At 73.8% G+C, this 24,222-nt stretch carries 25 protein-coding genes and 1 pseudogene; 13 read left to right on the top strand and 13 right to left on the bottom strand.

The annotated features are described in order from the left end of the window. Positions 1-108: 108 nt before the first annotated feature. Positions 109-789: a TetR family transcriptional regulator gene (locus ACFYMO_RS04440; RefSeq protein WP_366770147.1), complete on the top strand. Its 681-nt coding sequence runs from the start codon at positions 109-111 to the stop codon at positions 787-789. A gap of 74 nt (positions 790-863) precedes the next feature. Here the strand turns inward: ACFYMO_RS04440 and def are convergent, their stop codons facing one another. After that, positions 864-1,433, bottom strand: coding sequence for a peptide deformylase (gene def / locus ACFYMO_RS04435; protein WP_366770148.1), 570 nt, complete (start codon positions 1,431-1,433; stop codon positions 864-866). Between the two features lie 117 nt (positions 1,434-1,550). Between def and ACFYMO_RS04430 the strand changes: the two genes are divergently transcribed. From ACFYMO_RS04430 to ACFYMO_RS04415, 4 genes are all read left to right on the top strand, one after another. After that, positions 1,551-2,789, top strand: a complete 1,239-nt coding sequence (locus ACFYMO_RS04430; RefSeq protein ID WP_366770149.1) for a MurT ligase domain-containing protein — start codon at positions 1,551-1,553, stop codon at positions 2,787-2,789. A gap of 70 nt (positions 2,790-2,859) precedes the next feature. Further along, entirely contained in the window at positions 2,860-3,588 is a 729-nt protein-coding gene (locus ACFYMO_RS04425) for a type 1 glutamine amidotransferase (protein WP_019357313.1), read from the top strand. Between the two features lie 128 nt (positions 3,589-3,716). Beyond that, on the top strand, positions 3,717-4,673 hold the full coding sequence (locus ACFYMO_RS04420; protein WP_366770150.1) for a cytochrome c oxidase assembly protein: 957 nt from the start codon (positions 3,717-3,719) through the stop codon (positions 4,671-4,673). Positions 4,674-4,909: 236 nt separating this feature from the next. After that, the gene (locus ACFYMO_RS04415) at positions 4,910-5,083 is read left to right on the top strand and encodes a hypothetical protein (RefSeq protein WP_158687595.1); all 174 of its coding nucleotides are present in this window, start codon (positions 4,910-4,912) and stop codon (positions 5,081-5,083) included. 293 nt (positions 5,084-5,376) lie between these two features. Here ACFYMO_RS04415 and ACFYMO_RS04410 read toward each other — a convergent pair whose 3' ends face one another. Continuing rightward, a complete protein-coding gene (locus ACFYMO_RS04410) occupies positions 5,377-5,916 on the bottom strand; it encodes a type 1 glutamine amidotransferase domain-containing protein (RefSeq protein ID WP_388544622.1) in 540 nt (179 codons plus the stop codon). A gap of 159 nt (positions 5,917-6,075) precedes the next feature. Continuing rightward, positions 6,076-6,993 carry a DMT family transporter gene (locus tag ACFYMO_RS04405; protein WP_366773493.1) on the bottom strand — a complete coding sequence of 306 codons (918 nt, stop codon included), beginning with the start codon at positions 6,991-6,993 and terminating at the stop codon, positions 6,076-6,078. Positions 6,994-7,465: 472 nt separating this feature from the next. On the opposite strand from ACFYMO_RS04405, the gene ACFYMO_RS04400 reads away from it, so the two are divergent. From ACFYMO_RS04400 to ACFYMO_RS04390, 3 genes are all read left to right on the top strand, one after another. Further along, complete coding sequence (locus tag ACFYMO_RS04400) at positions 7,466-8,299, top strand: 2-oxo acid dehydrogenase subunit E2 (RefSeq protein WP_366773492.1); 834 nt, start codon at positions 7,466-7,468, stop codon at positions 8,297-8,299. A gap of 256 nt (positions 8,300-8,555) precedes the next feature. Next, a complete protein-coding gene (locus ACFYMO_RS04395) occupies positions 8,556-9,377 on the top strand; it encodes an alpha/beta fold hydrolase (RefSeq protein ID WP_366773491.1) in 822 nt (273 codons plus the stop codon). 324 nt (positions 9,378-9,701) lie between these two features. Beyond that, on the top strand, positions 9,702-10,424 hold the full coding sequence (locus ACFYMO_RS04390) for a lysophospholipid acyltransferase family protein (RefSeq protein ID WP_366773490.1): 723 nt from the start codon (positions 9,702-9,704) through the stop codon (positions 10,422-10,424). Between the two features lie 159 nt (positions 10,425-10,583). Here ACFYMO_RS04390 and ACFYMO_RS04385 read toward each other — a convergent pair whose 3' ends face one another. The 7 genes and pseudogenes from ACFYMO_RS04385 to ACFYMO_RS04355 all read right to left on the bottom strand — a co-directional run bounded on the left by ACFYMO_RS04385 (position 10,584) and on the right by ACFYMO_RS04355 (position 17,211). Then, on the bottom strand, positions 10,584-12,248 hold the full coding sequence (locus tag ACFYMO_RS04385; RefSeq protein ID WP_366773489.1) for an alpha/beta hydrolase: 1,665 nt from the start codon (positions 12,246-12,248) through the stop codon (positions 10,584-10,586). 136 nt (positions 12,249-12,384) lie between these two features. Beyond that, positions 12,385-13,191 (bottom strand): urease accessory protein UreD, encoded by an 807-nt coding sequence (locus ACFYMO_RS04380; protein WP_366773488.1) that lies wholly within the window; start codon positions 13,189-13,191, stop codon positions 12,385-12,387. Further along, on the bottom strand, positions 13,188-13,895 hold the full coding sequence (gene ureG / locus ACFYMO_RS04375) for an urease accessory protein UreG (protein ID WP_366773487.1): 708 nt from the start codon (positions 13,893-13,895) through the stop codon (positions 13,188-13,190). Before ureG ends, ACFYMO_RS04380 begins: the two co-directional genes overlap by 4 nt. A gap of 133 nt (positions 13,896-14,028) precedes the next feature. Further along, positions 14,029-14,694: an urease accessory UreF family protein gene (locus ACFYMO_RS04370; RefSeq protein ID WP_366773486.1), complete on the bottom strand. Its 666-nt coding sequence runs from the start codon at positions 14,692-14,694 to the stop codon at positions 14,029-14,031. A gap of 155 nt (positions 14,695-14,849) precedes the next feature. After that, a pseudogene (locus ACFYMO_RS04365) lies at positions 14,850-16,572 on the bottom strand (urease subunit alpha). Beyond that, positions 16,565-16,876 (bottom strand): urease subunit beta, encoded by a 312-nt coding sequence (locus ACFYMO_RS04360; protein WP_366773484.1) that lies wholly within the window; start codon positions 16,874-16,876, stop codon positions 16,565-16,567. Before ACFYMO_RS04360 ends, ACFYMO_RS04365 begins: the two are co-directional and overlap by 8 nt. Before the next feature lie 32 nt (positions 16,877-16,908). Beyond that, positions 16,909-17,211, bottom strand: a complete 303-nt coding sequence (locus ACFYMO_RS04355) for an urease subunit gamma (protein ID WP_366773499.1) — start codon at positions 17,209-17,211, stop codon at positions 16,909-16,911. Between the two features lie 508 nt (positions 17,212-17,719). Here ACFYMO_RS04355 and ACFYMO_RS04350 point away from each other — a divergent pair. Continuing rightward, entirely contained in the window at positions 17,720-18,694 is a 975-nt protein-coding gene (locus ACFYMO_RS04350; protein WP_366773483.1) for a M28 family metallopeptidase, read from the top strand. Positions 18,695-18,741: 47 nt separating this feature from the next. On the opposite strand, the gene ACFYMO_RS04345 is transcribed toward ACFYMO_RS04350, so the two are convergent. After that, entirely contained in the window at positions 18,742-19,053 is a 312-nt protein-coding gene (locus ACFYMO_RS04345; RefSeq protein WP_366773482.1) for a type II toxin-antitoxin system Phd/YefM family antitoxin, read from the bottom strand. A 225-nt stretch (positions 19,054-19,278) separates the two neighbouring features. Between ACFYMO_RS04345 and ACFYMO_RS04340 the strand changes: the two genes are divergently transcribed. The 4 genes from ACFYMO_RS04340 to ACFYMO_RS04325 all read left to right on the top strand — a co-directional run bounded on the left by ACFYMO_RS04340 (position 19,279) and on the right by ACFYMO_RS04325 (position 22,250). After that, positions 19,279-19,923, top strand: a complete 645-nt coding sequence (locus tag ACFYMO_RS04340; protein WP_366773498.1) for an ATP-dependent Clp protease proteolytic subunit — start codon at positions 19,279-19,281, stop codon at positions 19,921-19,923. A 6-nt stretch (positions 19,924-19,929) separates the two neighbouring features. After that, positions 19,930-20,259, top strand: a complete 330-nt coding sequence (locus ACFYMO_RS04335; protein ID WP_366773481.1) for a hypothetical protein — start codon at positions 19,930-19,932, stop codon at positions 20,257-20,259. A 281-nt stretch (positions 20,260-20,540) separates the two neighbouring features. Further along, a complete protein-coding gene (locus ACFYMO_RS04330) occupies positions 20,541-21,551 on the top strand; it encodes an EamA family transporter (RefSeq protein ID WP_366773480.1) in 1,011 nt (336 codons plus the stop codon). Between the two features lie 21 nt (positions 21,552-21,572). Continuing rightward, a complete protein-coding gene (locus tag ACFYMO_RS04325; RefSeq protein ID WP_388544156.1) occupies positions 21,573-22,250 on the top strand; it encodes a GNAT family N-acetyltransferase in 678 nt (225 codons plus the stop codon). Between the two features lie 49 nt (positions 22,251-22,299). Here the strand turns inward: ACFYMO_RS04325 and ACFYMO_RS04320 are convergent, their stop codons facing one another. Beyond that, positions 22,300-22,731 carry an ATP-binding protein gene (locus ACFYMO_RS04320; protein ID WP_366773479.1) on the bottom strand — a complete coding sequence of 144 codons (432 nt, stop codon included), beginning with the start codon at positions 22,729-22,731 and terminating at the stop codon, positions 22,300-22,302. A gap of 293 nt (positions 22,732-23,024) precedes the next feature. Next, complete coding sequence (locus tag ACFYMO_RS04315; protein ID WP_388544153.1) at positions 23,025-24,194, bottom strand: 8-amino-7-oxononanoate synthase; 1,170 nt, start codon at positions 24,192-24,194, stop codon at positions 23,025-23,027. Positions 24,195-24,222 lie beyond the last annotated feature (28 nt).

The raw sequence follows: 24,222 nt of genomic DNA, 5'->3' as shown, positions 1-24,222 counted from the left end.
ACCCGCGAGTAGACCCTGTCAACTCCCGCTCACCCACCGCATCCGTGCACGTGAGGGTGTTACGTTTCGGCGCGGCAGGAGCAGCGGACAGGGGCGGGGAGAAGCACCATGGGGACGACACCGACAGACCGGTCCGACCGGACCGACCGGTCCGACCGGGACCCCCGGGCAGAGCACACCGGGCAGCGCCGCCGGGAGCTGCTGGAGGCCGCCGAGCGGGTCGTGCTCCGCGAAGGCCCCGGGGCCTCCATGAACGCGATCGCGGCCGAGGCAGGCATCACCAAGCCCATCCTCTACCGGCACTTCGGCGACAAGGGCGGCCTCTACCGCGCGCTCGCCTCCCGGCACACCGAGGCATTGCTGAGCTCGCTGCGGGCCGCGCTGGACGCGCCCCGGGAGCGGCGCGAGCGCGTCGAGGCCACTCTGGACACCTATCTGTCCGCCATCGAGGCACATCCTCAGGTCTACCGGTTCCTGATGCATCCGGCCGAGGGCAGCTCGTCCGGCGGCGAGCGGGGGTTCGACGTGGGCCAGCACTCGGCCCCGCTGCTGCGGCAACTGGGCGAGGAGCTGGGCGAGGTGATCGCCGAGCGGCTCGACCTGGGTCCGGGGAGCGAGGGACTGGCCCGGGTGTGGGGACACGGCATCGTCGGCATGATGCACGCCGCCGGGGACTGGTGGCTGCGCGAGAAGCCCTGCGACCGGGCCCTGCTGGTGCGGCACCTGGCCGATCTGCTGTGGGGCAGGCTGGCCGCGGCGGGCGACCGGGTGGGAGGCGCCCGGTTCTGACAGCCGCACGGCCGCCCCCGCTCCGGGAGGGTGCCGCGCCGCTCCGGACGGCACGGAGCCCTGTGCGACGGCCGTCAGCCGGCGCCCGGTTCCTCCGGAGCCGGGCGCGACCACGGTGCCCTGCGCACCGCCCGCAGCGTACGGCGCCGGGCCGGTCCGATGAGCCGCTCGGTGTAGACGCGGCCCTCCAGGTGATCGCACTCGTGCTGGAGGCAGCGCGCGAAGTAGCCGGTCCCCTCGATCCGCACCGGCGCCCCGGTCAGATCCTCGCCCTCGACGACGGCCAGGTCGGCGCGCGGCGTGCGGGCCTCCAGGCCGGGCAGCGAGAGGCAGCCCTCGGGACCGCGCACGGTCACCCCCTCGGCCCGCACCAGCCGCGGATTGACCACATGGCCCCGGTGGCGGAGGTCCTCGTCGTCGGGGCAGTCGTAGACGAACACCCGCAGCGGCACCCCGATCTGGCAGGCGGCCAGCCCGACTCCGCGGGCCGCGTACATCGATGCGTACAGGTCCTCCACCAGCGCGGGCAGCGACCGGCGGGCGTCCCCGTCCACCGGGCGGCCGGGGGCGTGCAGCACCGGGTCACCGTAGGTGCGCAGCGGATGCACCGCGCCCGTACTGCCGGGGATGGGGCCGCGTCGCATGCCCGCCAGCCTACGCCGGAGCCCGCGGTGCCGATCTTCCCAGGGTGGCGCGGTCAGGGGTGCGGCCGGATCTCGGTAGGCTTCTCTTCTACGCGAGGGGCAAGGAGGTTCACACACATGGCAGGCAACACGGAGCCGCTGTCGCCGCGGTCCCGGCTGGCCGTGACGGCGGGCAAGGCGGCCGCGGCGGTGTCGCGGGCTGCGGGCCGCGGCAGCGGGTCGGTGATCGGCGGCAAGGTAGCGCTCAGACTCGACCCCGACCTGCTGCAGCGGCTCGCCCACCACCTGGACGTGATCCTGGTGTCCGCCACCAACGGCAAGACGACGACCACCCGGCTGATCGCCGAGGCGTTGCGCGCCAACGGCGAGGTGGTCTCCAACGCGCTGGGCGCCAACATGCCTGCCGGTATCACCTCGGCACTGGCCGGCGGCTCCAGCGCCCGCTACGGCGTCATCGAGGTGGACGAGAAGTATCTGTCCGGTGTGGCCAAGGACGTCACCCCCAAGGCCATGGCGCTGCTGAACCTCTCGCGTGACCAGCTCGACCGGGCCGGTGAGACCCGGATGCTCGCCGAGCGCTGGCGCGAGGGCCTCTCGGGGCAGCAGGCGGTGATCATCGCCAACGCGGACGACCCGCTGGTGGTCTGGGCCGCCTCCTCCTCACCCAATGTGGTGTGGGTCGCCGCGGGCCAGGAGTGGAAGGACGACGCCTGGTCCTGCCCGGCGTGCGGCGGAGTGATGCAGCGTCCCGGCGACGACTGGTTCTGCGCCGAGTGCGGATTCCGCCGCCCGACGCCGACCTGGGCGCTCTCCGGCGACCACGTCCTGGACCCGCACGGTGCCGCCTGGCCCATCCACCTCCAGCTCCCGGGCCGCGCCAACAAGGCGAACGCCGCCACCTCCGCGGCCGTGGCCGCCGCCTTCGGGGTACCCCCGCAGGTCGCGCTGGAGCGGATGTACGCCGTCAAGGCCGTCGCGGGACGGTACGACGTGGTGCAGTACCAGGGCCGGGACATGCGGCTGCTGCTGGCCAAGAACCCCGCCGGCTGGCTGGAGACCTTCTCACTGATCGACCCGCCGCCCACCCCGGTGATCCTCTCGGTGAACGCGCGCAGCGCCGACGGGACCGACACCTCGTGGCTGTGGGACGTCGACTACGGGCGGCTGGCCGGGCACCCGATCTGCGTCATCGGCGACCGCAAGCTCGACCTCGCGGTCCGGCTGGAGGTCGCGGGTGTGGACTTCCAGGTGTGCGAGAGCCCCGAGGACGCGGTGCGCCGCTGCCCGCCAGGGCGGATCGAGACGATCGCGAACTACACCGCGTTCCAGGACCTGCGGCGCGCCGTCGGCAACTGATCACCCGTATCTTGGGGATTCGGGCCCTCGCGCGCCCGACCCATTCGACCCGCTCAAGGAGACTGGCGGCATGAGTGACACGAGTCTGCGTCTGGTATGGGTCTACCCGGACCTGCTGAGCACGTACGGCGACCAGGGCAACGCGCTCGTGGTGGAGCGGCGGGCCCGGCAGCGCGGACTGGACGTCCAGCGGCTGGACGTCCGTTCCGACCAGCCGATCCCGACGTCCGGCGACATCTATCTGATCGGCGGCGGTGAGGACCGTCCGCAGCGGCTGGCGTCCGAGCGGCTGCTGCGGGACGGCGGGCTGAACCGGGCCGTGGACAACGGCGCCATCGTCTTCGCGGTGTGCGCCGGCTACCAGATCATGGGCCACGAGTTCGTCAACGACCTCGGGGAGCGCTCCGCGGGGCTCGGGCTGCTGGACGTGGTCAGCGGCCGCGGCGAGGCCGAGCGGTGCGTGGGCGACGTCCTGGGCGACGCGGACGAGCAGCTGCGCCTCCCCCAGCTCACCGGTTTCGAGAACCACCAGGGCGTCACCCACCTCGGCCCCGGGGTGCGCCCGCTCGCCCGGGTGCAGCTCGGCCACGGCAACGGGACCGGCGACGGGACGGAGGGCGCCTGGCGGGACACCGTCTTCGGGACGTACCTGCACGGTCCGGTGCTGGCCCGCAATCCGCAGATCGCCGATCTGCTGATCAAGCTGTCGCTCGACGTGAACGCGCTGCCACCGACCGACGACACCTGGTACGAGGCACTGCGCCAGGAGCGGATCGCCGCGGCGACCCAGCCCGCCTGACCCGCCTCCGGCGCCGTCCGGCCGGAAAGCGGTGCCGACCCGCCCGTGCCGGCCGCCCCCGTGCGGGCGGCCGGCACGGGCGGTTCTAGTCTGGTGCGGGCTTATCGGTCGGTTGCGGGAGAGTTCGGATGGATCACGGCGAGCACGGCATGACGATGGACCTGCCACCGTTCACGGTGGCGCGGGGCCTGGAGTTCACGGGTGAGCCCTTCTTCCTGGTCGGCTGCCTGCTCGCGCTCGCGCTCTACGGCTGGGGTGTGCTGCGGCTGCGCCGCCGCGGCGACGCCTGGCCGGTGAGCCGCACGGTGGGCTTCGTGACGGGTGTGGCGACCGTGGCGCTGGTGATGTGCACGGGGCTCAACGACTACGGCATGGTGCTCTTCAGCGTGCACATGGTGCAGCACATGGTGATCAGCATGCTCTCGCCGATCCTGCTGCTGCTGGGCGCGCCCGTCACGCTCGCGCTGCGCGCCCTGCCCTCGGCGGCCCGCAGCCAGGGGATGCGCCGGGGCCCCCGGGAGGTGCTGGTGGCCCTCCTGCACAGCCACTACGTACGGGTGATCTCCCATCCCGCGTTCACCATCCCGCTGTTCATCGCCAGCCTGTACGGGCTCTACTTCACCCCGCTGTTCGACCTGCTGATGGGCTCCATGGTCGGGCACATCGCGATGATGGTGCACTTCCTCGCCGTGGGGCTGGTCTTCTTCTGGCCGATCATGGGGGTCGACCCGGGCCCGCACCGGCCGGGGTACGTGATGCGGATGCTGGAGCTGTTCGCGGGGATGCCGTTCCACGCCTTCTTCGGGATCGCGCTGATGATGGCCTCCGAACCGATGACGGAGACCTACGCGGACCCGCCCGCCTCGCTGGGGGTCAGCGCCCTCGCGGACCAGAACGCGGCCGGTGGGATCGCGTGGGCGTTCAGCGAGATCCCCTCGGTGCTGGTGCTGATCGCGCTGGTCTTCCAGTGGTACGTCACGGAGCAGCGGCAGGCCCGCCGCCGTGACCGCCGGGCCGACCGGGACGGCGACAAGGAGCTGGCGGCCTACAACGCGTACCTCGCCGCGCTGCAGACAAAGGGCTGACCGCGCGGGCTCCGCGGCCGACCCCGCGGGCTCCGGGACGCCGCCTCGCGGACCCCGTGCCTGGATTCCACTCCGCGCCTGGATTCCCCTGCCCGGGGGGACGGGAGGGGGTGCGGCCGGCCGTCCCGGGTGCGCGGTGGCGCACAGGGCCCCGAACGGGTGACGATGGAGGTCGGCCGCGGCCCCTGTGCGTGCGCGCCGTGCATCCCGGGGCCGCCGGGAGGAGGACGGTTGTCATGGCTGGGTTGACGCGGATGCCGGTGTCCACGAAGGCGATGACCGTGTGCACGGTCGTGGGCCTGGTGGTGGTGACGGCCTACACCGCGGCGCTGGGGAGCAGCGGATGGCTGTGGTTCTGCTGGGTGGTGCTGGGACTGGTCACCCTGGGGGTGTTCGCGACCCGGGACTGAGCCGGGGCCGCGGCGGCGGAGACCGCGGCCGGGCCGAGGGCTGCCCTGGCCGAGCCGGGCCGCCCGTCGGCTGACAGCAGGGCAGGCCCGACGGGGGCGCACAGGGTGCGGGCCGTGCCCGGATCACAACCCGTCCGGACGCGCGAGCCGGGCCGTCCCGGCTCCGGGACAGGTGAATCGAGTGAAAGGCCGGGCCCGCACCCTGCCGGCAGGGTGCGGGCCCGGCCGCTACGTCACAGGGGCCGACCGTCCGTCGCCGCCCGCCGTCGCGGGCGGCGGCGAGCAGCCGCCGGTCAGCCCCCGGCGGCGAACTCGGCCAGCAGCGCGTTGTCGAACGCCTTGAGGTCGTCCGGCTTGCGGCTGGTGATCAGCTTGTTGGCGCCGCCGTCGCAGACCTTGACCTGCTCGTCGACCCAGGTACCGCCCGCGTTGCGGATGTCGGTGCGCAGGCTTGGGTACGAGGTCAGGGTGCGCCCGCGCACCACGTCGGCCTCGATCAGGGTCCAGGGGGCGTGGCAGATCGCGGCCACGGGCAGCCCCGCGTCAAAGAACCCCCGCACGAACCCGACGGCGTTCTTGTCGGTGCGCAGCAGGTCCGGATTGGCGACGCCGCCGGGCAGCACCAGCCCGTCGAAGCGGGTCGGATCGGCCTGGGAGACGAGCTGGTCGACGGGGAAGGTGTCGGCCCGGTCCAGGTGATTGAACGCCTGGACGGCCTCTCCGCGGATGGAGAGCAGGACCGGTGTGCCGCCCGCCTGCTCGACGGCCTCCCACGGGTCGGTCAGCTCGATCTGCTCAGCGCCCTCGGGCGCGACGAGAAAGGCCACTCGCACGTGCCTCACGTCCCTTCGTCGTCTCCGTGGTCCATGGCGTGCGCACCTGCGGGTCCCCCGCCGAGCGGACACCTATGCCTCGGCGCCCGGAATCCGTGCCGGCCCGCGGTGGTGCCGAGCCGGCCCCCGGGCCGCCGGGCGGGACCGGAGGAGAAGTCGTCAGCCGCCGGCCTGCCGCCGCCCGCTTCCGCGCGCTCCGGCCGCGTCGCCCGCCTCGGGGTCGTGCTGCTTCCCGGACGGCAGCACCGGGTGGCGCCCCAGAATGAAGACCCCGACGACCACCGCCAGCAGCCCGATCACCTCGCCGGCCAGCGCACCCGGCGTGAGCCGGATGGAGTCCCCCAGGAAGCCGATCCCGCAGGCGATCCCGGCCAGCGGCTCGGCCGCCGTGAGGGACGGCAGCGACATCCGCAGCGGACCGCCCTCGAAGGCGCTCTGCACGAGCACCAGCCCGATCACGGCCAGTCCGACGATGGCGTAGCCCTGCCAGCTCAGCAGCACACCGACCGCCCCCGAAGCGCTGTAGATGTCGCCGACGACCCGGGTCAGGGCGTCCTGCAGGCCGTAGAGCGCCCCGGCTGCGGCCGCCAGCAGCGGCGGCTCCTTGAAGAGTTCGAGATGCCGCGCGATGAGCACCAGGACGAGCGCGATCCCGGCGAGGTTGCCGAACACCAGCCAGTGGCGCAGGGCACTGGCCTGGTACTCGGTGCCCTCCGGCCGGCCGGCCACGATGAACGCGGTCACTCCCCCGCTGAGCAGCACCACCCCGGCCCAGCCCGACCAGCCCAACCGCTGGCTGCTCAGCCGCCGCGCGAACAGCATCGCGAAGAGCAGATTCGTGGCCAGCAGCGGCTCGACCGTCGACAGATGCCCCTTCATCAACGCGAACGCGCTGGTGAGCTGGCCGACCACCATGCTGCCGATGCCCAGCAGCCAGCGCGGAACCCGCACCAGGTCCAGGAGCAGCCGGAAGGAGAGCACATCGGCGGTGGGTGCGCGGGCGGCGGCGTCCTGTTGCAGCACGAAGCCCAGGCCGAGGAAGCAGGCGGCGACCAGCCCGTAGACGTAGACAGCCACGGGACGCCCCTTTCCACCGACCGGACGGTACGCGTGCCGGTCGACCGCGTTCGCACGCGCGTCCGCCCCTTCGCCCGGGAACAGCGTCGCCGAGACTAGGCGCCCGCGCCCGGCGACACCACGCCACCCGCCCCGGTGGCGGGCGGCACGCCCCCTAAGCATGAAAGTCCCAGGTCCGAATGGCGCTTCGGCACCCGCCGCAACCGCACCCCGCTGCGCGCGGCGCACGGCGCACGGCGCACGGCGCACGGCGCACGGCGCACGGCGCACGGCGCACGGCGGGACGGTCGCCGTGCACCGGTCCGCTCCGGCCGTGCCGCCACCTCGCCGCCGCGCGGACCACCGGGTGGGAGCCCGGCGGAGCCGCCCCCGCTTGCCGAGCCCGGGCCGAGGGCGGCTGTAGCCCCGACGGGGATGCTGGCGCCCGGAGCCTCGGGCCGAAGGGACCAGCGACCATGACGGGAGCCGGGAAGTGAGAGCGGAGCCCTTTCCCCGGGAGCGGCGGCACACCGCGTACTTCTTGCGGGGGATCCGTGCCTGCGCCCCGGTCTTCCTGGGAGCGGAGGTCGACATGACCGCCGTGCGGCACCACCGGCGGACGGCCGGGGAGCAGGGCGGCGGACCCTCGACCGTCGCCTATGTGCTGTACGCGGCCGCGCGGGTGCTGGCCGCGCATCCCGAGGCGAACGCCGCGCTCCGCGGCGGCCTTCGGCCCCGTATCGCCCACTACGACACGGTGGCCGCGAAGCTGGCGCTGGACAAGAGGACAGGCGGGCGCCGCGTGGTCCTCTCGGCGGTGCTGCCGGACGTGCACCTGATGGGCCTGCCGGACATCGCCCGCAGCACGGCTCGCTTGCGCGACGGCGACCCGGACACGCTGCCGGAGTTCGCCGGGGTGCGCATCCTGCGACGGCTGCCGGCGCCGCTGGGGCGGCTCGTCTACCGGGCGGGAACGCGGCCGCTGCGCCGCCGCCTCGCCACCACCGGCACGTTCTCCGTCACCTCCCTGGGACACCGGCCCCTCACCTGGTTCCACTCGGTCGGCGGCACCACGGTCACCCTCGGCCTGGGCGCGGTCGCCGACCGTCCGGTGGTGCGCGGTGGCGCGGTGACCGCGGCGCCCGTGCTGCCGCTCTCCCTCACCTTCGACCACCGGGTGATCGACGGGGCCGAGGCGGCGGATGTGCTCGGCGACATCAAGCACGCGTTGGAGAACTTCGCCCGGCCCGGCCCGGACGGCGGTGGCGCCGCGGGAGGAGGAGCGCTCGGGTCCGGCCCGGCGGGCCTCGACCGACGGCGTCCGTGAGGCTCACGTCCGACGGGAGGCCCGGGCGGGGCCACCCGGACCGGAACACAGAGGTCCGGCCGGCCGGCGGCGATGTCCGGCCTGCCTGCGGCGGATTTCGGACACGCCCCGGAGCGCCGGCGGCCCGGACTGCCCGGTGCCGCCCGTCGGCGGCCACAACTCCCCTCCCGTGCACTCTGGTTGCCCACGCCCTCTAGGCTGGGAGGCGAGGTCTTCCGAGCTGTCCATGACATCCACACCTTCCGACGGAGTGCGTATGACCACGGCGTCCGGCGACGCGACCGGCCACACCTCCTCCCGCGGTCCGCGCGCCGGCGGCCTCGACCGCTGGCTGCGCCGTATGGCCGCCGCACCGAACGCCCGTACCCGGCTGATCTGCTTCCCGCACGCCGGAGGTTCGGCCGGCTTCTTCTTCCCTCTCCTGAAGTCCCTGCCGGACACCGTCGAGGCGTACGCCGTGCAGTATCCGGGGCGCCAGGACCGGCTGGCCGAGCCGTGCCTCACCTCGGTGGACGAGTTGGTCGACGCCGTCTGCGAGGTGCTGCGGCAGGAGCCCGCCATGCCCCTGGTGCTGTTCGGACACAGCATGGGTGCGACTCTCGCCTTCGAGGTGGCGCGGCGCCGGGAGCGGTCGGGAGCCGGGTCGCCGCTGGGGCTGATCGTCTCCGGCCGCCGGGCGCCTTCCCTGCAGCGCACGGAGACCGTCCATCAGCGCGACGACGCGGGTCTCGTCGCCGAGATCCGCCGGCTGAGCGGCACGGACGACTCGCTGCTGGACGATCCGGAGATCCGCGGGATGTTCCTGCCCGCCCTCCGGGCCGACTACCGGGCGATCGAGACCTACCGCATGGCGCCCGGCCCCCCGCTCCGGTGTCCGCTGAGCGTCTTCGTCGGGGACGCCGACCCCCGCGTCTCCGTCGCCGAGGCGGAGGCGTGGCGCGAACAGGCGGACGGGGAGATCTCTCTCCAGGTCTTCCCCGGCGGCCACTTCTACCTCAGCGACCGGCCGGAGGAGTTCTCCGGCCGCCTGACCACAGAGCTGGGCCGGCTCTGCGGACCCGTTCCCGGGCCCCGCTGAATCGTCCCGGAGCGGAGGGCTCGGCCTGGGGCCCCGAGGGGACGTGGGCCCCAGGGGGCCACCGGCACGGCTTCGGCGCGGCTTCGGTGGTGAGGTGCCGTTCCGCGGCATCGGCGTTGACCGGACGCCTGCTTCGGCAGGCGCTACGATCGTCCCGATCACACCAACTGATCGTCAGTCAGAAGAGTCGGTGGGGAGTCAGTATGAGTCCGATCGGATACGGTCGCGGACGGTCAGCCGCGCTGCGCCCCGACTCCCCCGCAGACCGGTCCGGCCCACGGAAGACCCCCGCCGCGCCGGGCCGGCAGAGTCAGAGGTGACCCCTTGTTCTACTACGTACTGAAGTACGTGCTGCTGGGGCCGCTGCTGCGGCTCGTGTTCCGGCCCCGGATCGAGGGCCTGGAGAACGTGCCCGACGAAGGGCCCGCGATCGTCGCGGGGAACCACCTGTCCGTCTCCGACCACTTCGTGATGCCGGCGATCCTCCGTCGCCGGATCACCTTCCTGGCCAAGGCCGAGTACTTCACCGGGCCGGGGCTCAAGGGTCGGCTGACCGCCGCGTTCTTCCACAGTGTGGGCCAGATCCCGGTCGACCGCTCCGGAAAGGGCGCCGGGCAGGCGGCCATCGACGAGGGACTGGGGGTGCTGGGCAAGGGCGAGTTGCTCGGCATCTATCCCGAGGGCACCCGCTCCCACGACGGACGGCTCTACAAGGGCCGGGTCGGGGTGGCGGCGATGGCGCTCGGCGCCGGGGTGAAGGTGATCCCCTGCGCCATGGTGGGCACCTTCGAACTCCAGCCGCCGGGTCGCAAGCTGCCCCGCATGGGACGGGTGACCATCAGGTTCGGGGAGCCGCTGGACTTCTCGCGGTTCGCCGGAATGGAGCAGGAGCGGGCGGTCCTGCGGGCGGTGACCGACGAGATCATTCACGAGATCATGCAGCTCTCCGGCCAGGAGTACGTGGACATGTACGCCCCCGACGCGAAGGCGGCGCAGGCAGGAGAAGGGGCCCGCGGCAAGCAGCCCGGGAGCGGCCGGCAGCGCTGAGCTCCGGACCCCGGCGCGGCGGCGCGGGGATTGGGTGAGGTCGCGGCGACGCCGGTGCGGGCCCGGCCGGATCTCAATTCCGGCCCGGCCCGCACGCGGGGTCAGGCTGTCGAACACGCCGTCAACGGCGGACCGCCCCGGCGCCGGCGCCCGGATTCCTCAGGGCACCATCGTGGGCACTGCCGCGGCCTCGGCCTTCGCCGCCGCCTTGGCGGGGGACTTGACCGGCTCCGGGGTCGCATGCGGAGCGCAGGTCACATCCTTGCGGTCGACGGTTCCCTTCAGGAGGTAGGCGTCGACGCGCTCGTTGATGCAGGGGTTCTTCAGGTTGGTGATGCCGTGCGAACCCGCGCCCTTCTCGGTGATCAGGCGGGAGCCCTTGAGCCGCTTGTGCAGCTCGACACCGCCCGGGTAGGGCGTGGCGGCGTCCCGGGTGGCCTGGACCATCAGCACCGGGTAGGAGGTCCTGGCGCGGATCTCCAGCGGCCGGTGCTGCTTGACCGGCCAGACGGCGCACGGATAGTTCATCCAGGCGTTGGCCCAGGTGAGGAAAGGGTACTTCGCGTGCAGCCGGGTGTTGTCCCGGTCCCAGGTCCGCCACCTGCTCGGCCACTTGGCGTCGTTGCACTCGACGGCGTTGTAGACGGCGTTGCCGTTCTCGCTCGCCTTGTTGCCCGCGACATCCGACATGTCCGGCGCTCCGGCGTCGATCAGCGGCTGCTCGTCGCCGTTGCGGTAGGCCGACCACACCGCGGCCACCCGGGCCCAGGCGGAGTCGTAGTACGGCGCGCTCTGGAAGACGCCGAGCAGTTCGGCCGGGCCGACCTTCCCGCCGATGGGGTGCTTCTTGGCGGTGGCGCGCAGCTCCCGCCACGCCGCCTCGACCTTCCGGGGCGTCGAGCCGATACCGTAGACGTCGTCGTGCTCGGCCACCCACTTCTTCCAGTCGTTCCAGCGGGTCTGGAAGGCCACGTCCTGGTCGAGGTTGACGTCGTACCAGATCTTGCGCCGCGACGGGTTGACGATGCTGTCGGTGATCATCCTACGGATGTGGCGGGGGAAGAGCTCGGCGTAGACGGCGCCCATGTAGGTGCCGTAGGAGACGCCGAGGTAGTTGAGCTTCTTGTCGCCGAGCGCGGCGCGGATCACGTCCAGGTCGCGGGCGGCGTTGGGCGTCGTGAGCTGCGGCAGCAGCTCACCGCTGCGCTCCTGGCAGCCGTCGGCGTACTCCTTGGCGAGCTTGCGCTGGGCCCGCTTGTCGGCCTCGCTGTCCGGGACCGGGTCCGCCTTGGGTGCCTTGACCCACTCCTGCGGGTCGGCGCAGGAGATGGGCGCCGAGTGCCCGACACCGCGCGGGTCGAAGCCCACGAAGTCGTAGGCACCGGCGGCCTTCGCCCACAGCGGGTTCTTGTCCGGGATCCGGGCCGGGAAGTACAGCCCCGAGCCGCCGGGGCCGCCCGGGTTGTAGACGAGGGAGCCCTGCCGCTTCGCCTTGCCGCCGGTGCTGCGGGCCCGGTCGACGGCGAGCCGGATCTTCTTGCCGTTCGGCTTGGCGTAGTCGAGGGGAACGGTGACCCAGCCGCACTGGACGCCGTCCCTGATGCCCCAGTCAGCGGGGCAGTCCTTCCAGTCGATACCGGCGCGGGCGGCCCGGGCCGCGGCCTTCTTGACACCGCGCGCCTCGGCGGCGCCCGAGTGCTTCGAGCGAGCCTGCGGCCCGCTGCTGCCCTCCGCGACGGCGGACGGCACGGATATGAGCCCGGCGGTGAGGGCTCCGGCGGCGATGGTGCCGGCGGCGGCTATGGCCGCCTTCCGTCTGTTCACGTGTTCCCCTCCGGGTACTGCCGACAGTGACGGCGGTGGTCGTTGACCACGACAGTGATGGGCGACCACGGTGGTGGTCTTCAGAGGGGATCCTTCATCCTCGTCGGCGGCAGGGGACAGGGCGCCGGATCGTTCTTTACCAAGAAGTGAACGTCAGTGCGGTATCGAGGACCCGGCGCAGCCGCAGCGCGTCCAGAGCGACCGCGGTGACCAGCAGCGCGGGCCCCGCCAGCGGGGTGACGACCGCCGACTCCCCCGGATTCCAGGCCAGGAGCCGCTGCTCGTCCGCCTTCTCCGCGCCCACCAGGAGGAGTTGGCCCACCGCCCGGTGTCCGCCCAGGACGGCGCCGCCGTCCCAGCCCGGAGCCCCCGGCCCCAGGTCCAGCTCCTGGTCGAACAGCGGGCGTGCGCCGTACCGCACGGTGAGACGGCTGCCGAGCCGTCCTGGCTCCTCCCCCGCGCGGCCCAGCACCTGTTCGTCCCGCACCACCAGGCGCCCTCCCCGCGCCACTTCGGCCCGCAGGTGCTGGCGCAGCACGCTGCCGCGAACGGAGACCAACTGCTCGGGCAGCCAGCGGAGTCGGCCCCCCTCCCCCACCTCGAGCCGGACGTCGTAGCGGGCGGGCTCGGTCGTCCGGCCCGGCAGCGCGAGGGTGGCGGCGCTGCCGTCCACCCGCAGCGCCGCGCCCGCCTCGGCGCGGACCTCCAGGGCCAGTCGGTCCCCGCTCAGCGGCGCGCTCATCGCACCGACCAGCGTGACCCGCGCTGCGGCCGGGTCGGCCGAGCGGGTGCGGCGCGGCGCGAGGGGACCGGCCCCGCTGAGCAGCGGAAGTGCGGTGCCGCCGCGTCCGTCGGGTACCGCCGTGATCCGGGCGCGGGCGCTGACGCTCGCGGCGGACCCGGATCCGGACCCGACTGCGGCTTCGGCCGGGGCCACCCTCATGCCGAGCCCGCGGCGGACGCCGGTTCCGCCGCCGTCCAGGCGGCGCGCTGCTCGCGCACCCAGTCCGCCAGCGGCAGCACACCGGGCTCGGTGCGCAGCGACTGGAAGAGCACGGGCAGCCCACCGCGCTGCCGCTCGGCGTCCCGCGCCATGCCCGCCAGGTCGGAGCCGACGTACGGCGCGAGGTCGGTCTTGTTGACGACCAGCAGATCGGCGGTGGTGACACCCGGACCGCCCTTGCGGGGGATGTCGTCACCACCCGCGACGTCGATGACGAAGATCTGCACATCGACCAGGCCCTTGGAGAAGGTGGCGGTGAGATTGTCGCCCCCGGACTCGACGAGCACCAGGTCCAGCGGGCCGACCGCGTCCTCCAGGTCCTCGACGGCTTCCAGGTTGGCGGAGATGTCGTCCCGGATCGCCGTGTGCGGGCAGGCTCCGGTCTCCACCGCGGTGATCCGCTCCGGCGGCAGCACGGCCTCGCGGAGGAGGAAGGCGGCGTCCTCCCTGGTGTAGATGTCGTTGGTGACGACGGCGAGCGAGAACCGGTCGCGCAGCGCGCGGCACAGCGCCGCGACAGTGGCGGTCTTGCCCGAGCCCACCGGTCCGCCGAGTCCCACGCGCAGGGCGCGGTGGCGGCCGTCGGGCAGGGTCGCCGAGGCGGTGTGCCGCTCGGGACCGGGTGTGGCGTGATCGAGATGCACGGGCTCCTCCTGGGCTCGGTGACCGGTCTGCGGTGACCGGGGATCGGTGTTCGGCCGCCGACGGCTGTCGGGCGGGCGGGGTCGGGGGTACGGGAGGTATGAGAAGTGAGGGAGGTACGGAAGGCTGCCGGGGTCAGGAGGCGAAGAGCCGGACCTGCCAGGCGGCGTGCTGCTCGGCGGTGATCTCCAGCAGCGGCCCGGAGGCGGCGGGCAGCTCCTCGACCGGCCCCTGGGCGGCGGCCTCGGCGCGCCGGGCCACCTCGTCCGCGGCGGGCGCGAGCCGGGCCAGGACCGCGGTCGCCTCCAGCGGGTCGAGGCTGAGCAGCCGGACCACCGCGGTCGCCGGGGAGCTGATGCTCTCGTATGCGGCGGCATGCGCCGCCTCCAGGGGCCCGAGCCCCGCCGAGCGGGCGGCGAGCCCGAGCACGACCGGCTGGTGCGCGCCCTTGGGGCGGGCGGCGGCCAGCGCGTCCAGGTCCGGCCCGGGCCAGGTCGCCCGGGCCGTACGCATCAGCTGGCGGCCCAGTCTGCGGGCGGTGCGGCGCAGCGCCGGGGAGGGGGTGCGCGCGTCGGCCGCCTCGTCCAGCGCGAGCGGATCCTGCCCGGCAGCGGCGGCAGCGGCCAGGGCCGCTGCGGTCAGACCGGTGGTGTGCAGCCGGCCGCGGCAGAACTCCGCCAGGCCGGACGCGCTGCGCACCCGTCCGGCCCGTACGGCTGCCTCTGCCCCGCCGGAGTGTGCGTGCCCTCCTGCGGGGAATCTGCCGTCGGCGAGCACCAGCAATGCGGCAGCAGCGCTCATCCCGCAGACCTCCACTTGTGTTCCGGGGGACGCCGCTCGGCGCGGCTCCCTGTTGTCGGTTTCCCCGGCGTTCCGGCGGCGCGGGGACGGGAATGCGGTGCGCCGGCGGCGCCGGTGCCGCCCCCGCCGGGGCTGGCGGCGGGACGGTCCACGGGTCAGAACAGGAAGTAGCGCTGGGCCATGGGCAGGGACGCGGCAGGTGCCGGCTCGACCAGGGTGCCGTCGATGGTGACGGTGAAGGTGTCCGGGTCGACGCGCACGTCCGGGCGGGCGTCGTTCTGCCGCATGTCGGCCTTGGTGACGGGCCGGGTGTCGCGGACCGCGACGAACCGCTTCGCGAGGGGAAGCCGGTCCGGCAGCCCGTCGTCCAGGGCGGTCTGTGTCACGAAGTTCACGGAGTTCGCACCGGGAGCGCGTCCCGTCCCGCCGAACATCCGCCGGGGCAGCACCGGCTGCGGGGTGGGGATGGAGGCGTTGGCGTCCCCCAGCTGCGCGGAGGCGATCTGCCCGCTCTTGAGGACGAGTTGCGGCTTGACCCCGAAGAAGGCCGGGTCCCACAGCACCAGGTCGGCAAGCTTGCCCGGCTCGACGGAGCCGATCTCCGCGTCCATGCCCTGCGCGACCGCGGGGTTGATCGTGTACTTGGCCACGTAGCGGCGGGCGCGCAGGTTGTCGGCGCGGGTGTCGCCCGCGAGGGCGCCGTACCGCTCCTTCATCACATGCGCCGTCTGCCAGGTGCGCAGCACCACTTCGCCGATGCGGCCCATCGCCTGCGCGTCGGAGGAGATGATCGAGATGGCGCCGAGGTCGTGGAGCGTGTCCTCGGCGGCGATGGTGCTGGGCCGGATGCGGGACTCGGCGAACGCGAGGTCCTCGGGGACGGCCGGGTTGAGGTGGTGGCAGACCATCAGCATGTCGAGGTGCTCCTCGATGGTGTTGACGGTGTGCGGCCGGGTCGGATTGGTGGAGGAGGGCAGCACGTTGGGCTCGGCGACCACGGTGATGATGTCCGGCGCGTGCCCGCCGCCCGCGCCCTCGGTGTGGTAGGCGTGGATGCCGCGTCCGCCGATCGCGGCGAGGGTGTCGCCGACGAACCCGGCCTCGTTGAGGGTGTCGGTGTGGATGGCGACCTGGGCGCCGGTCTCGTCGCAGACCGACAGGCAGGCGTCGATGGCGGCGGGGGTGGCACCCCAGTCCTCGTGGATCTTGAATCCGACGGCTCCGCCGCGGAGTTGGGCGCGCATGGCGGCGCGCGAGACAGTGTTTCCCTTGCCGAGCAGCCCGACGTTGACCGGCAGCCCGTCCATGCCCTCCAGGGTGCGGGCGGTGTGCCAGGCGCCCGGGGTGACGGTGGTGGCCTTGGAGCCCTCGGCCGGTCCGGTGCCGCCGCCGACGAGCGTGGTGATTCCGGCGGCGAGCGCCTCGTCGGCGAGCTGCGGGCAGATGAAGTGGACGTGCGCGTCGATGGCGCCGGCGGTGAGGATCCTGCCGTTGCCCGCGATGATCTCGGTTTCGGGGCCGATGACCAGGTCAGGGTGGACCGCCGTCCATGGTGTCGGGGTTGCCGGCCTTGCCCAGGGCGGCGATCCGCCCGTCGCGGATTCCGACGTCGGCCTTCACGATGCCCCAGTGGTCGAGGACGAGCGCACCGGTGATCACGGTGTCGGGAGCGCCCTCGGCCCGGGTGGTGAGGGCCTGGCCCATGGACTCGCGGATCACCTTGCCGCCGCCGAAGACCGCCTCGTCGCCGGCGCGTCCGGGGCCGCCGCACAGATCGTCCTCGATCTCGACGAGGAGCGAGGTGTCGGCGAGCCGTACGCGGTCGCCGGTGGTGGGGCCGAACAGGTCGGCGTAGGCCGCACGGGAGAGTTCACGCATCGAGGGTGCCTCCCGCGGTCGAGCGCAGTCCGGCGACGATCCGCCGGCCCCCGATGGGCACGAGGTCGACCTCGACGGGGATGCCGGGTTCGAAGCGGACGGCGGTGCCCGCGGCGATGCCGAGGCGCCTGCCCCAGGCGGCCTCCCGGTCGAACTCCAGCCCGGGGTTGGCCTCGGCGAAGTGGTAGTGGGAGCCGACCTGGACGGGCCGGTCGGCGGCGTTGAGCACGGTCAGCCGGGTGGTCTCGGCGCCTGCGTTGAGGGGTACCGGTTCCTCGGCGAACCGGATCTCTCCGGGGATCATGGTGTGGCGACTCCTCGCGCGGTCAGGAGCGGTCAGGACACAGGGTCGTGCACGGTGACGAGTTTGGTGCCGTCCGGGAACGTCGCCTCGACCTGGACGTCGTGCAGCATCTCCGGGATGCCGTCCATGACGTCCTCGCGGGTGAGGACCGTGCGTCCGGACTCCATGAGTTCGGCGACGCTCCGGCCGTCGCGGGCGCCCTCGAGCACGTGCGCCGTGATGAGCGCGACGGACTCGGGGTGGTTCAGCCGCAGTCCGCGCTCCCGGCGTCGCCGGGCGACGTCGGCCGCGACGTGGATGAGCAGCCGCTCCTGTTCGTGCGGGGTCAATCGCATTGTCTCCACCTCACCGTCGTCACCGGGCCCGGGAACGCCCTGGTCACTCGCGGCGACGACCACGCCCGGTAGGTGTATCACACATACGTTTGTGTGCCGCCGATGGATCCGGAGAGTACGGCCGGGCTGTTTCAACGGCGTTAAGCCACTTCGCCTCCGTCAACTCCCCGGCCGCGGCTCGCTTCGGCGGTGCTCGCGCCCCGGCCCCTCGTCCGCCGCGTCGACCTGCGGAGAGCAGGGCCGAGCCGACTCCGCCCGGACCGAGCGGGAGCCTTGCGGTCGGCGCTTGCACCTGCCACGACGCGAGCAGCGTGACGCCGACTCCGCGGACGGGGAGGACCCACATCCTCCGGCTTCCGCAACGCTCTGTCCGATATGCGCTCTTGACGGAGGCGACACCTCCCCCTGAACCTCATGTCCACGTCATACCGCACCACTTCGTGTCGCCGCTCCGGGCGACACCCCGCCGACTCGGCGGTCCCCCACACCCCCACACATCGGAGTCACAGTGATACGCGGACACCGCAGACCGCAGCACCGTGCCGCCCTCGCCGCCGCGGCGAGCGCCGCGCTGGCACTCGCCCTGCTCGGCGCGGCCGACGGGACGGCACTGGCCACTCCCGACGCCGCCGCAGCACGCGCGGCCGAGGCACCCGACATCGACGTCTCCGCCGTCCGGCAGGACCTCCAGGACCTGCAGTCGGTCGCCGAGGCCAACGGCGGCAACCGGGCCCACGGCAGCCCCGGCTACCGGGCCTCGCTGGACCACATACGCACGAAGCTGGACGCCGCCGGGTTCGAGACCACCGTCCAGGAGTTCACCAGCGGCGGGGAGACCGGCTACAACCTGATCGCCGACTGGCCCGGGGGCGACACCGGGTCGACCCTGATGACCGGCGCCCATCTGGACTCGGTCCGCTCCGGACCCGGCATCAACGACAACGGTTCGGGTTCCGCCGGGATACTGGAGACCGCGCTGGCCGTCTCCGCCGCGGACCTCAAGCCCGCCAAGCACCTCCGGTTCGCCTGGTGGGGAGCGGAGGAACGCGGGCTGGTCGGCTCGGGCCACTATGTCGACAGCCTCTCGGAGGGCGAACTCGGCAGGATCGACACCTATCTGAACTTCGACATGATCGGCTCACCCAACGCGGGCCACTTCGTCTACGAGGACGACGCCGCCGTCGAGTCGGTCTTCGCCGACTGGTTCAGCTCGAAGGGCATCGAGACGGAGGCGTCCGAGGAGACCAACGGGCGCAGCGACCACGCCTCGTTCAAGAGCGCGGGCGTCACCGTCGGCGGCACCTTCACCGGCGCGGGCGAGCGCAAGACCCAGGCGCAGGCGGACAAGTGGGGCGGCACGGCGGGCCAGCCGTACGACCCGTGCTACCACTCGGCCTGCGACGACACCTCGAACGTCGACGAGAAGGCACTCGACCTGCACAGCGACGCGATCGCCCACGCCGTCTGGGAGCTCAGTTCCTGACCGGCTGGGCCCGGGAGCTCAGCTCCTGATCCACTGCCCGTACGGGCTCACCGCTCCTGGCCCGGCCGCCGGTCTCCGGCGGCCGGGCCACGGTGCTCCGCGGCGATGCCGAACCGCCGCGCCTCCCCGGGCACCGCACCACCGGCCTCCCGGATCCCGGAGACGGTGCTGACGATCTCCTCCGGCGCCTGCTGATCCCGGTCGGCGGCCTCCAGACGCTCCAGGTCCGCGGCCGAGACCAGCGCCGCGAGCGGCTTCCCGTGCCGGGTGACCACCACCCGCTCCTCGCCGTAGACGACCCGATTGATCAGCTCCGCCAGTTCGGCCCTCGCCTGCGTCACCGGAATCTCGTAAGCCATCCGGCCATTCTAGGGCCGCCCACAGAACCGCAGGTCAGCGCGCGTGTGCGGAAGTCCGGGGCAGTGTGCCGCCAGGCGGGCCGACCCCGAGGACCGGCCCCGGCGCTTCGCCCGCAGCGGAATGCGCCCTGGACAGGGGGCCGTTGGAGCCCGTTCATGGCACGCTGCTCAACGTACGTTCTGTACAACCTGTACGTTTCTCGCGTGAGAGTGGAGTGCGACGCCATGCGGAACCAGCCACCAGCACCGACAGCCCGGTACGTCCTGCCGGAGTTCACCGAGCGCACCAGCAGCGGGACGCGGACGATGGACCCGTACGCGAAGCTGCTCCAGGAGCGGATCGTCTTTCTGGGCAGCGCGATCGACGACACCTCCGCCAACGACGTGATGGCGCAGTTCATCCACCTCGAACACGCCGCACCGGACCAGGACATCTCGCTGTACATCAACTCACCGGGCGGCTCGTTCACGGCGATGACCGCGGTCTACGACACGATGCGGTTCGTCAGCTGCGACATCGAGACCGTGTGCATGGGGCAGGCGGCCTCGGCCGCCTCCGTGCTGCTGGCGGCCGGGACCCCCGGCAAGCGGCTCGCGCTGCCGGGCGCGCGCATCCTCATCCACCAGCCGTCGCTGCACGAACCCGTGCACGGGCAGGCCGACGACCTGGAGATCCAGGCACGGGAGATGGCGCGCACCCGCGCATTGCTGGAGGAGCTGTACGCACGCCACACCGGCCGGCCCCGCGAGCGTGTCAGCCAGGACCTCGAACGCGACACGATCCTCACGGCACAGCAGGCCGTCGACTACGGCCTCGTCGACCGGCTGACCGCCACCCGGAAGCCGGCCCTCTCCCCGGCGCGGCGGTGAGCCGGCATGCCCCGCGACTGGCCGCCGGGCCTGCCGCCGCTGCCCGCGCTGACCCGCGCCGAGAGCGAGCTGGTCGACACCTATCTGGAGGCGCTCGACCTGGTCGGCCGGATCAACCCGGCGCGCGGCCACGACACCTACGGAGCGCTGCGCGCCGCGCAGGGCCTGGTCAGCAAGGCGGTCCGGCTGCGGGACGCGCTGGCGCTGATGCACGAACGCGGCGAGAGCACCCTGCACGCCGCGACGCTGGAGCGGGCGCTGCGGGTGCTGGAGGGCGACCGGCGCGCGGAGCGGGTCCTGCTCCCGGCGCCGGAGCCGGACGGGCCCGGCGGCTGAGGCACCCGGCACACCGGATGCCTGCGGGCCGGGGCGCCCCGCGGACCGGGATCCAGTGGTGCGCGGCGGCACACAGCGGCGCCCGAAATCCAGGTGACGGCCGTGACCCCGACGGCTAGGCTCCCGATCATGAACTCGGCTCTGCTGCTCGTCTCCCCGCCTCCCGCGTAGGGCGGGCGGCCACGCGCGACTGCCGCGGCGGACGGACGACCGCCGCCGCGGGGTCGGTGGTGCCCGCGAACGGGTCCGATCACCGACCTCTCCTCACGCGGAGCACATTCGTGTCGACTTCTTCCGCCGGTTCCACCGGCTCCTTCAGCCTGCCCGCCGGGCAGGGCCTGCTCTTCCTCGCCGCCGCCGGTGCCACCTGGGGCACCACGGGCGCGGCAGTCGATGTCCTCCACTCCGCCAGCGACCTGGGGCCGCTGGCGATGTCCTTCTGGCGCTACGTCGGCGGGCTGGCCCTGCTGCTCGTGGGCCGGGCGCTGCTGCGGCGGCGCCCGGGCCGTGCGGGCCGCCCCAGCCGTCCCGTCCGCGACACGCCGGCGCGCGGCCGCCGTTCCCGGTACGGGGTGCGGCTGTCGACCGGCCTGTGCATGGCGCTCTTCCAGACCGCCTACTTCGCCGCCGTGCCGGCCACGGGTGTGGCCGTCGCGACGATCGTGACGCTGGGCGCGGCACCGGTGTTCGTGACACTCGGCGCCCGGATCGTGCTGCGGGAGCGGCTGGGCCGGGGCGGGATGTGCGCCGTCGCCGCCGCACCCGCCGGGCTCGCCGTCCTCGTACTGGGCGGGGGCGGCGGCGAGGTGCGGCCCGCCGGTGTCGCGCTCGCCCTGCTCTCCGCGGTCTCGATCGCGGTCTCGGTGCTGCTGGCCCGGTGGGTGGGCAGTACCGGTCTGCCGGAGAGCGCTTTCACCCTCACCGCGTGGTCCCTCGGCGTCGGCGCGGTGGCGCTGCTGCCGTGCGCGGCCGTGGAGGGAGTGCTGCCGCACACCGGGGAACCGCTCCGGGTGGCGCTGCTGCTCCTGTACGTGGGAGCGGTGCCGACGGCGCTGGCGTACCCGCTCTACTTCGCGGGTGCGGCCGTCGTCCGGGCGGCCACGGCGTCGGTGGTCATGCTGATCGAACCCGTCAGCGCGACCGCCCTCGCGGTGGGACTGCTCGGGGAGCGGCTGACCCTGCCGATGCTCCTGGGCGCCTCGGTGCTGCTGGCCGCGGTGGTGCTGCTGACCCGGGCGGAGACGGCCACGGCCGGCTCCGAACGCACCCGCCTGCTGAGCACCCGCTGCTGACGCGGCGTTACGCTCCGGCGGATGGACACACTGGCGAAGATCCTCGAGTCGGCCGCACAGGGCGGATTCCCGCCGCCCGACGGCGGACTGACAGTGCTCCCCCAGCCCTCGCCCCGGGACGCGGGAGTACTGGCACTGACCGGGCACACGGTCGTCTTCGCCGACGTGCCGCCGGAGTGGGTGCGGCGCCGGGTGCCGCCCGACGACCCCGGCGCACCGATGGGACCGCCGTTCCTCGGCGCGCTGTGCCGCAGGACCGGGCGGGAGGCGGGCGGCATCGACGTGCTGCTCGTCCTCCCGCCGGGCACCGGCCCCGCACCACGGCACGAGGAGCTGCGGGAGATGCGGAACCCGGCCGGGACGCCGGGTCCGGCGCATCCGCGGGTCGCCGACGCCCTGGCGCACCGTTCGCAGGTCCGCGTCTGGAGGACGGCCGGCGGGAGCACACTGGTGACCGGCACGGGCGTGGCCGGGCGGTGGGAGGTGGCCGTCGAGGTCGAGGCCGCGGCACGTGGCGCCGGACTGGGGCGGGTGCTGGCGGCCGCGGCCCGGACCCTGGTGCCGCCGCACGAGGCGCTGTGGGCGCAGGTAGCGCCCGGGAACGCGGCGAGCCTGCGGGCCTTCCTCGCCGCGGGATTCGTCCCGGTCGGTGCGGAGGTGCTGCTCCGGCCGAGGGGCGGCGCCGGGACCGCCGGGTGACGAACCCGCAGGGCGCGCCCGCCGGCTCGGCGCGCCCGGCGCGGGCCGCTCATCCCGCGGGCAGCGGCAGCCAGGGAATCTCCACCCAGATGGTCTTGCCGCCGTCGGGCATGGGCGCGACATGCACGGTGCCGCCGGACTCGGCGGTCAGCGAACGGATGATGACCAGTCCGCGCCCGTGGTCCTGCTGGGCCGCGGCCGACAGCCGCCGCGGTCTGCCCGGATGGCTGTCGGTGACTCCCAGGCGCAGCCGTTCGGCCTCCTCCAGCCGCAGGTCGACGGTGAAGCTGGGCGATCTGCCGAAGGTGTGCTGGACGGCGTTGGTGGCGAGTTCGGAGACGATCAGGCGGAGCACGTCCATGGCGTCCGCGCCGTCGGGCAGCCCCCACGCGCGGAGAGCGTCGGTGACATGCCGGCGCGCGGCCGTGACGGAGGCCGGTGCAGTCGGCAGGGTGATCGTCGCTTCCTGGTGGTCCGCCATGGCGAGGCCGTCCCTTTCCGGGGCCGTTGGCTCCTCCGTCGCGCGGCGGCGGGCTCGTTCTGGGCCCGCCCGGGAAGACTCGGGGAGCGCCCCCCCGGGAACCGCTGCGCGACAGCGTGCCACTCCGCACGGCGCCGTGCGCCCGATCGCCCTGCCTGCCGGGAGTTGTGTCGCCCGAAGCGGTGAACTCTGCCGCGCCCGGCCCAAGGCAGCCCCGCCGGGGGCGTATCGCGGCTGCCCGCACATCGGGCGCCCGGGAAGCGCGGGCGCGGCCGAGCCCCGGAACCGCTGGCTCAGCCGGTGCGCGGCGCGGCGGCGATCACCGTGTCGGCCGCGTCGGCGAGCACCTGCTCGGCCAGGTCGCCGCGGGCGGTCAGACGCAGCCGGGAGATGCCGTCGGGCACGGACGGAGGACGGAAGCAGCCGACCTGGATGCCCGCGGCACGGCAGGCGGCCGCCCACTCCACCGCGGCCTGCGGCGAGGGAGCGCGCACCGAGACGACGGCGGCGTCCGGCCGGGTGGCCTCCAGCCCGGCAGCGGTCAGCCGGGTGTGCAGATCGGCCGCGGCGGCCCGGGTACGGGCCGCGCGTTCGGGCTCCGCGCGCAGCAGCCGCAGGGCGCCGAGCGCGCCGCCCGCCGCCGCGGGAGCCAGCCCGGTGTCGAAGATGAAGGTCCGGGCGGTGTTCACAAGGTGCGCGATCACGTGCGCGGGGCCCAGGACCGCGCCGCCCTGGCTGCCCAGCGACTTGGACAGGGTGACCGTGGCGACCGTGCCGGGCGTGCCGGCCAGCCCGGCCGCGCGGGCGGCACCCCGGCCGCCGTCGCCCAGTACACCGAGGCCGTGTGCGTCGTCGACGAGCAGCCCGGCTCCGGCCGCCGAGCACACCCCGGCCAGCTCCGCCAGCGGTGCCGCGTCCCCGTCGACGGAGAAGACGGAGTCGGTGACCACCAGCGCGGGTCCCTCCGCCGCCTGCCGGGGGTGCCCCGCCAGTTCCTTGGCGACGGCCTCCGGGTCGGCGTGCGCGGCGACGGCCGTACGGGCCCGGGAGAGGCGGCAGCCGTCGATCAGCGAGGCGTGATTGTGGGCGTCGGAGATCAGCAGCCCGCCGCCGCCCGGCGCGTTGGTGAGCGCCGTGACCGCGGCGAGGTTCGCGGCGTATCCGGAGGAGAGGACGAGCGCGGCCTCGAAGCCGCAGAAGTCCGCCAGTTCGGACTCCAGCCGGGCGTGCAGTTCGGTGGATCCGGTCACCAGGCGGGAGCCGCTCGCTCCGGCACCCCACCGGCACGCCGCCGCGGCCGCGGCACGGACGACGTCCGGGTGCCGGGAGAGGCCCAGGTAGTCGTTGCCCGCGAGGTCCAGCAGCGGGGAATCGGCGGGCCGCGGCGCCAGGGTGCGCAGCAGTCCCGCCGCGCGGCGCTTCCGGAGTGCCTCGGCGGTCCACGCGAAGGGGTCCTGGGACATGGGAGCTCTCTTCGGTCACCCGCGCCCG

Source organism: Streptomyces sp. NPDC007025 (genome assembly GCF_042869455.1).
Classification (GTDB): Bacteria; Actinomycetota; Actinomycetes; order Streptomycetales; family Streptomycetaceae; genus Streptomyces.
This window is presented reverse-complemented; position numbering and strand designations above follow the sequence as displayed.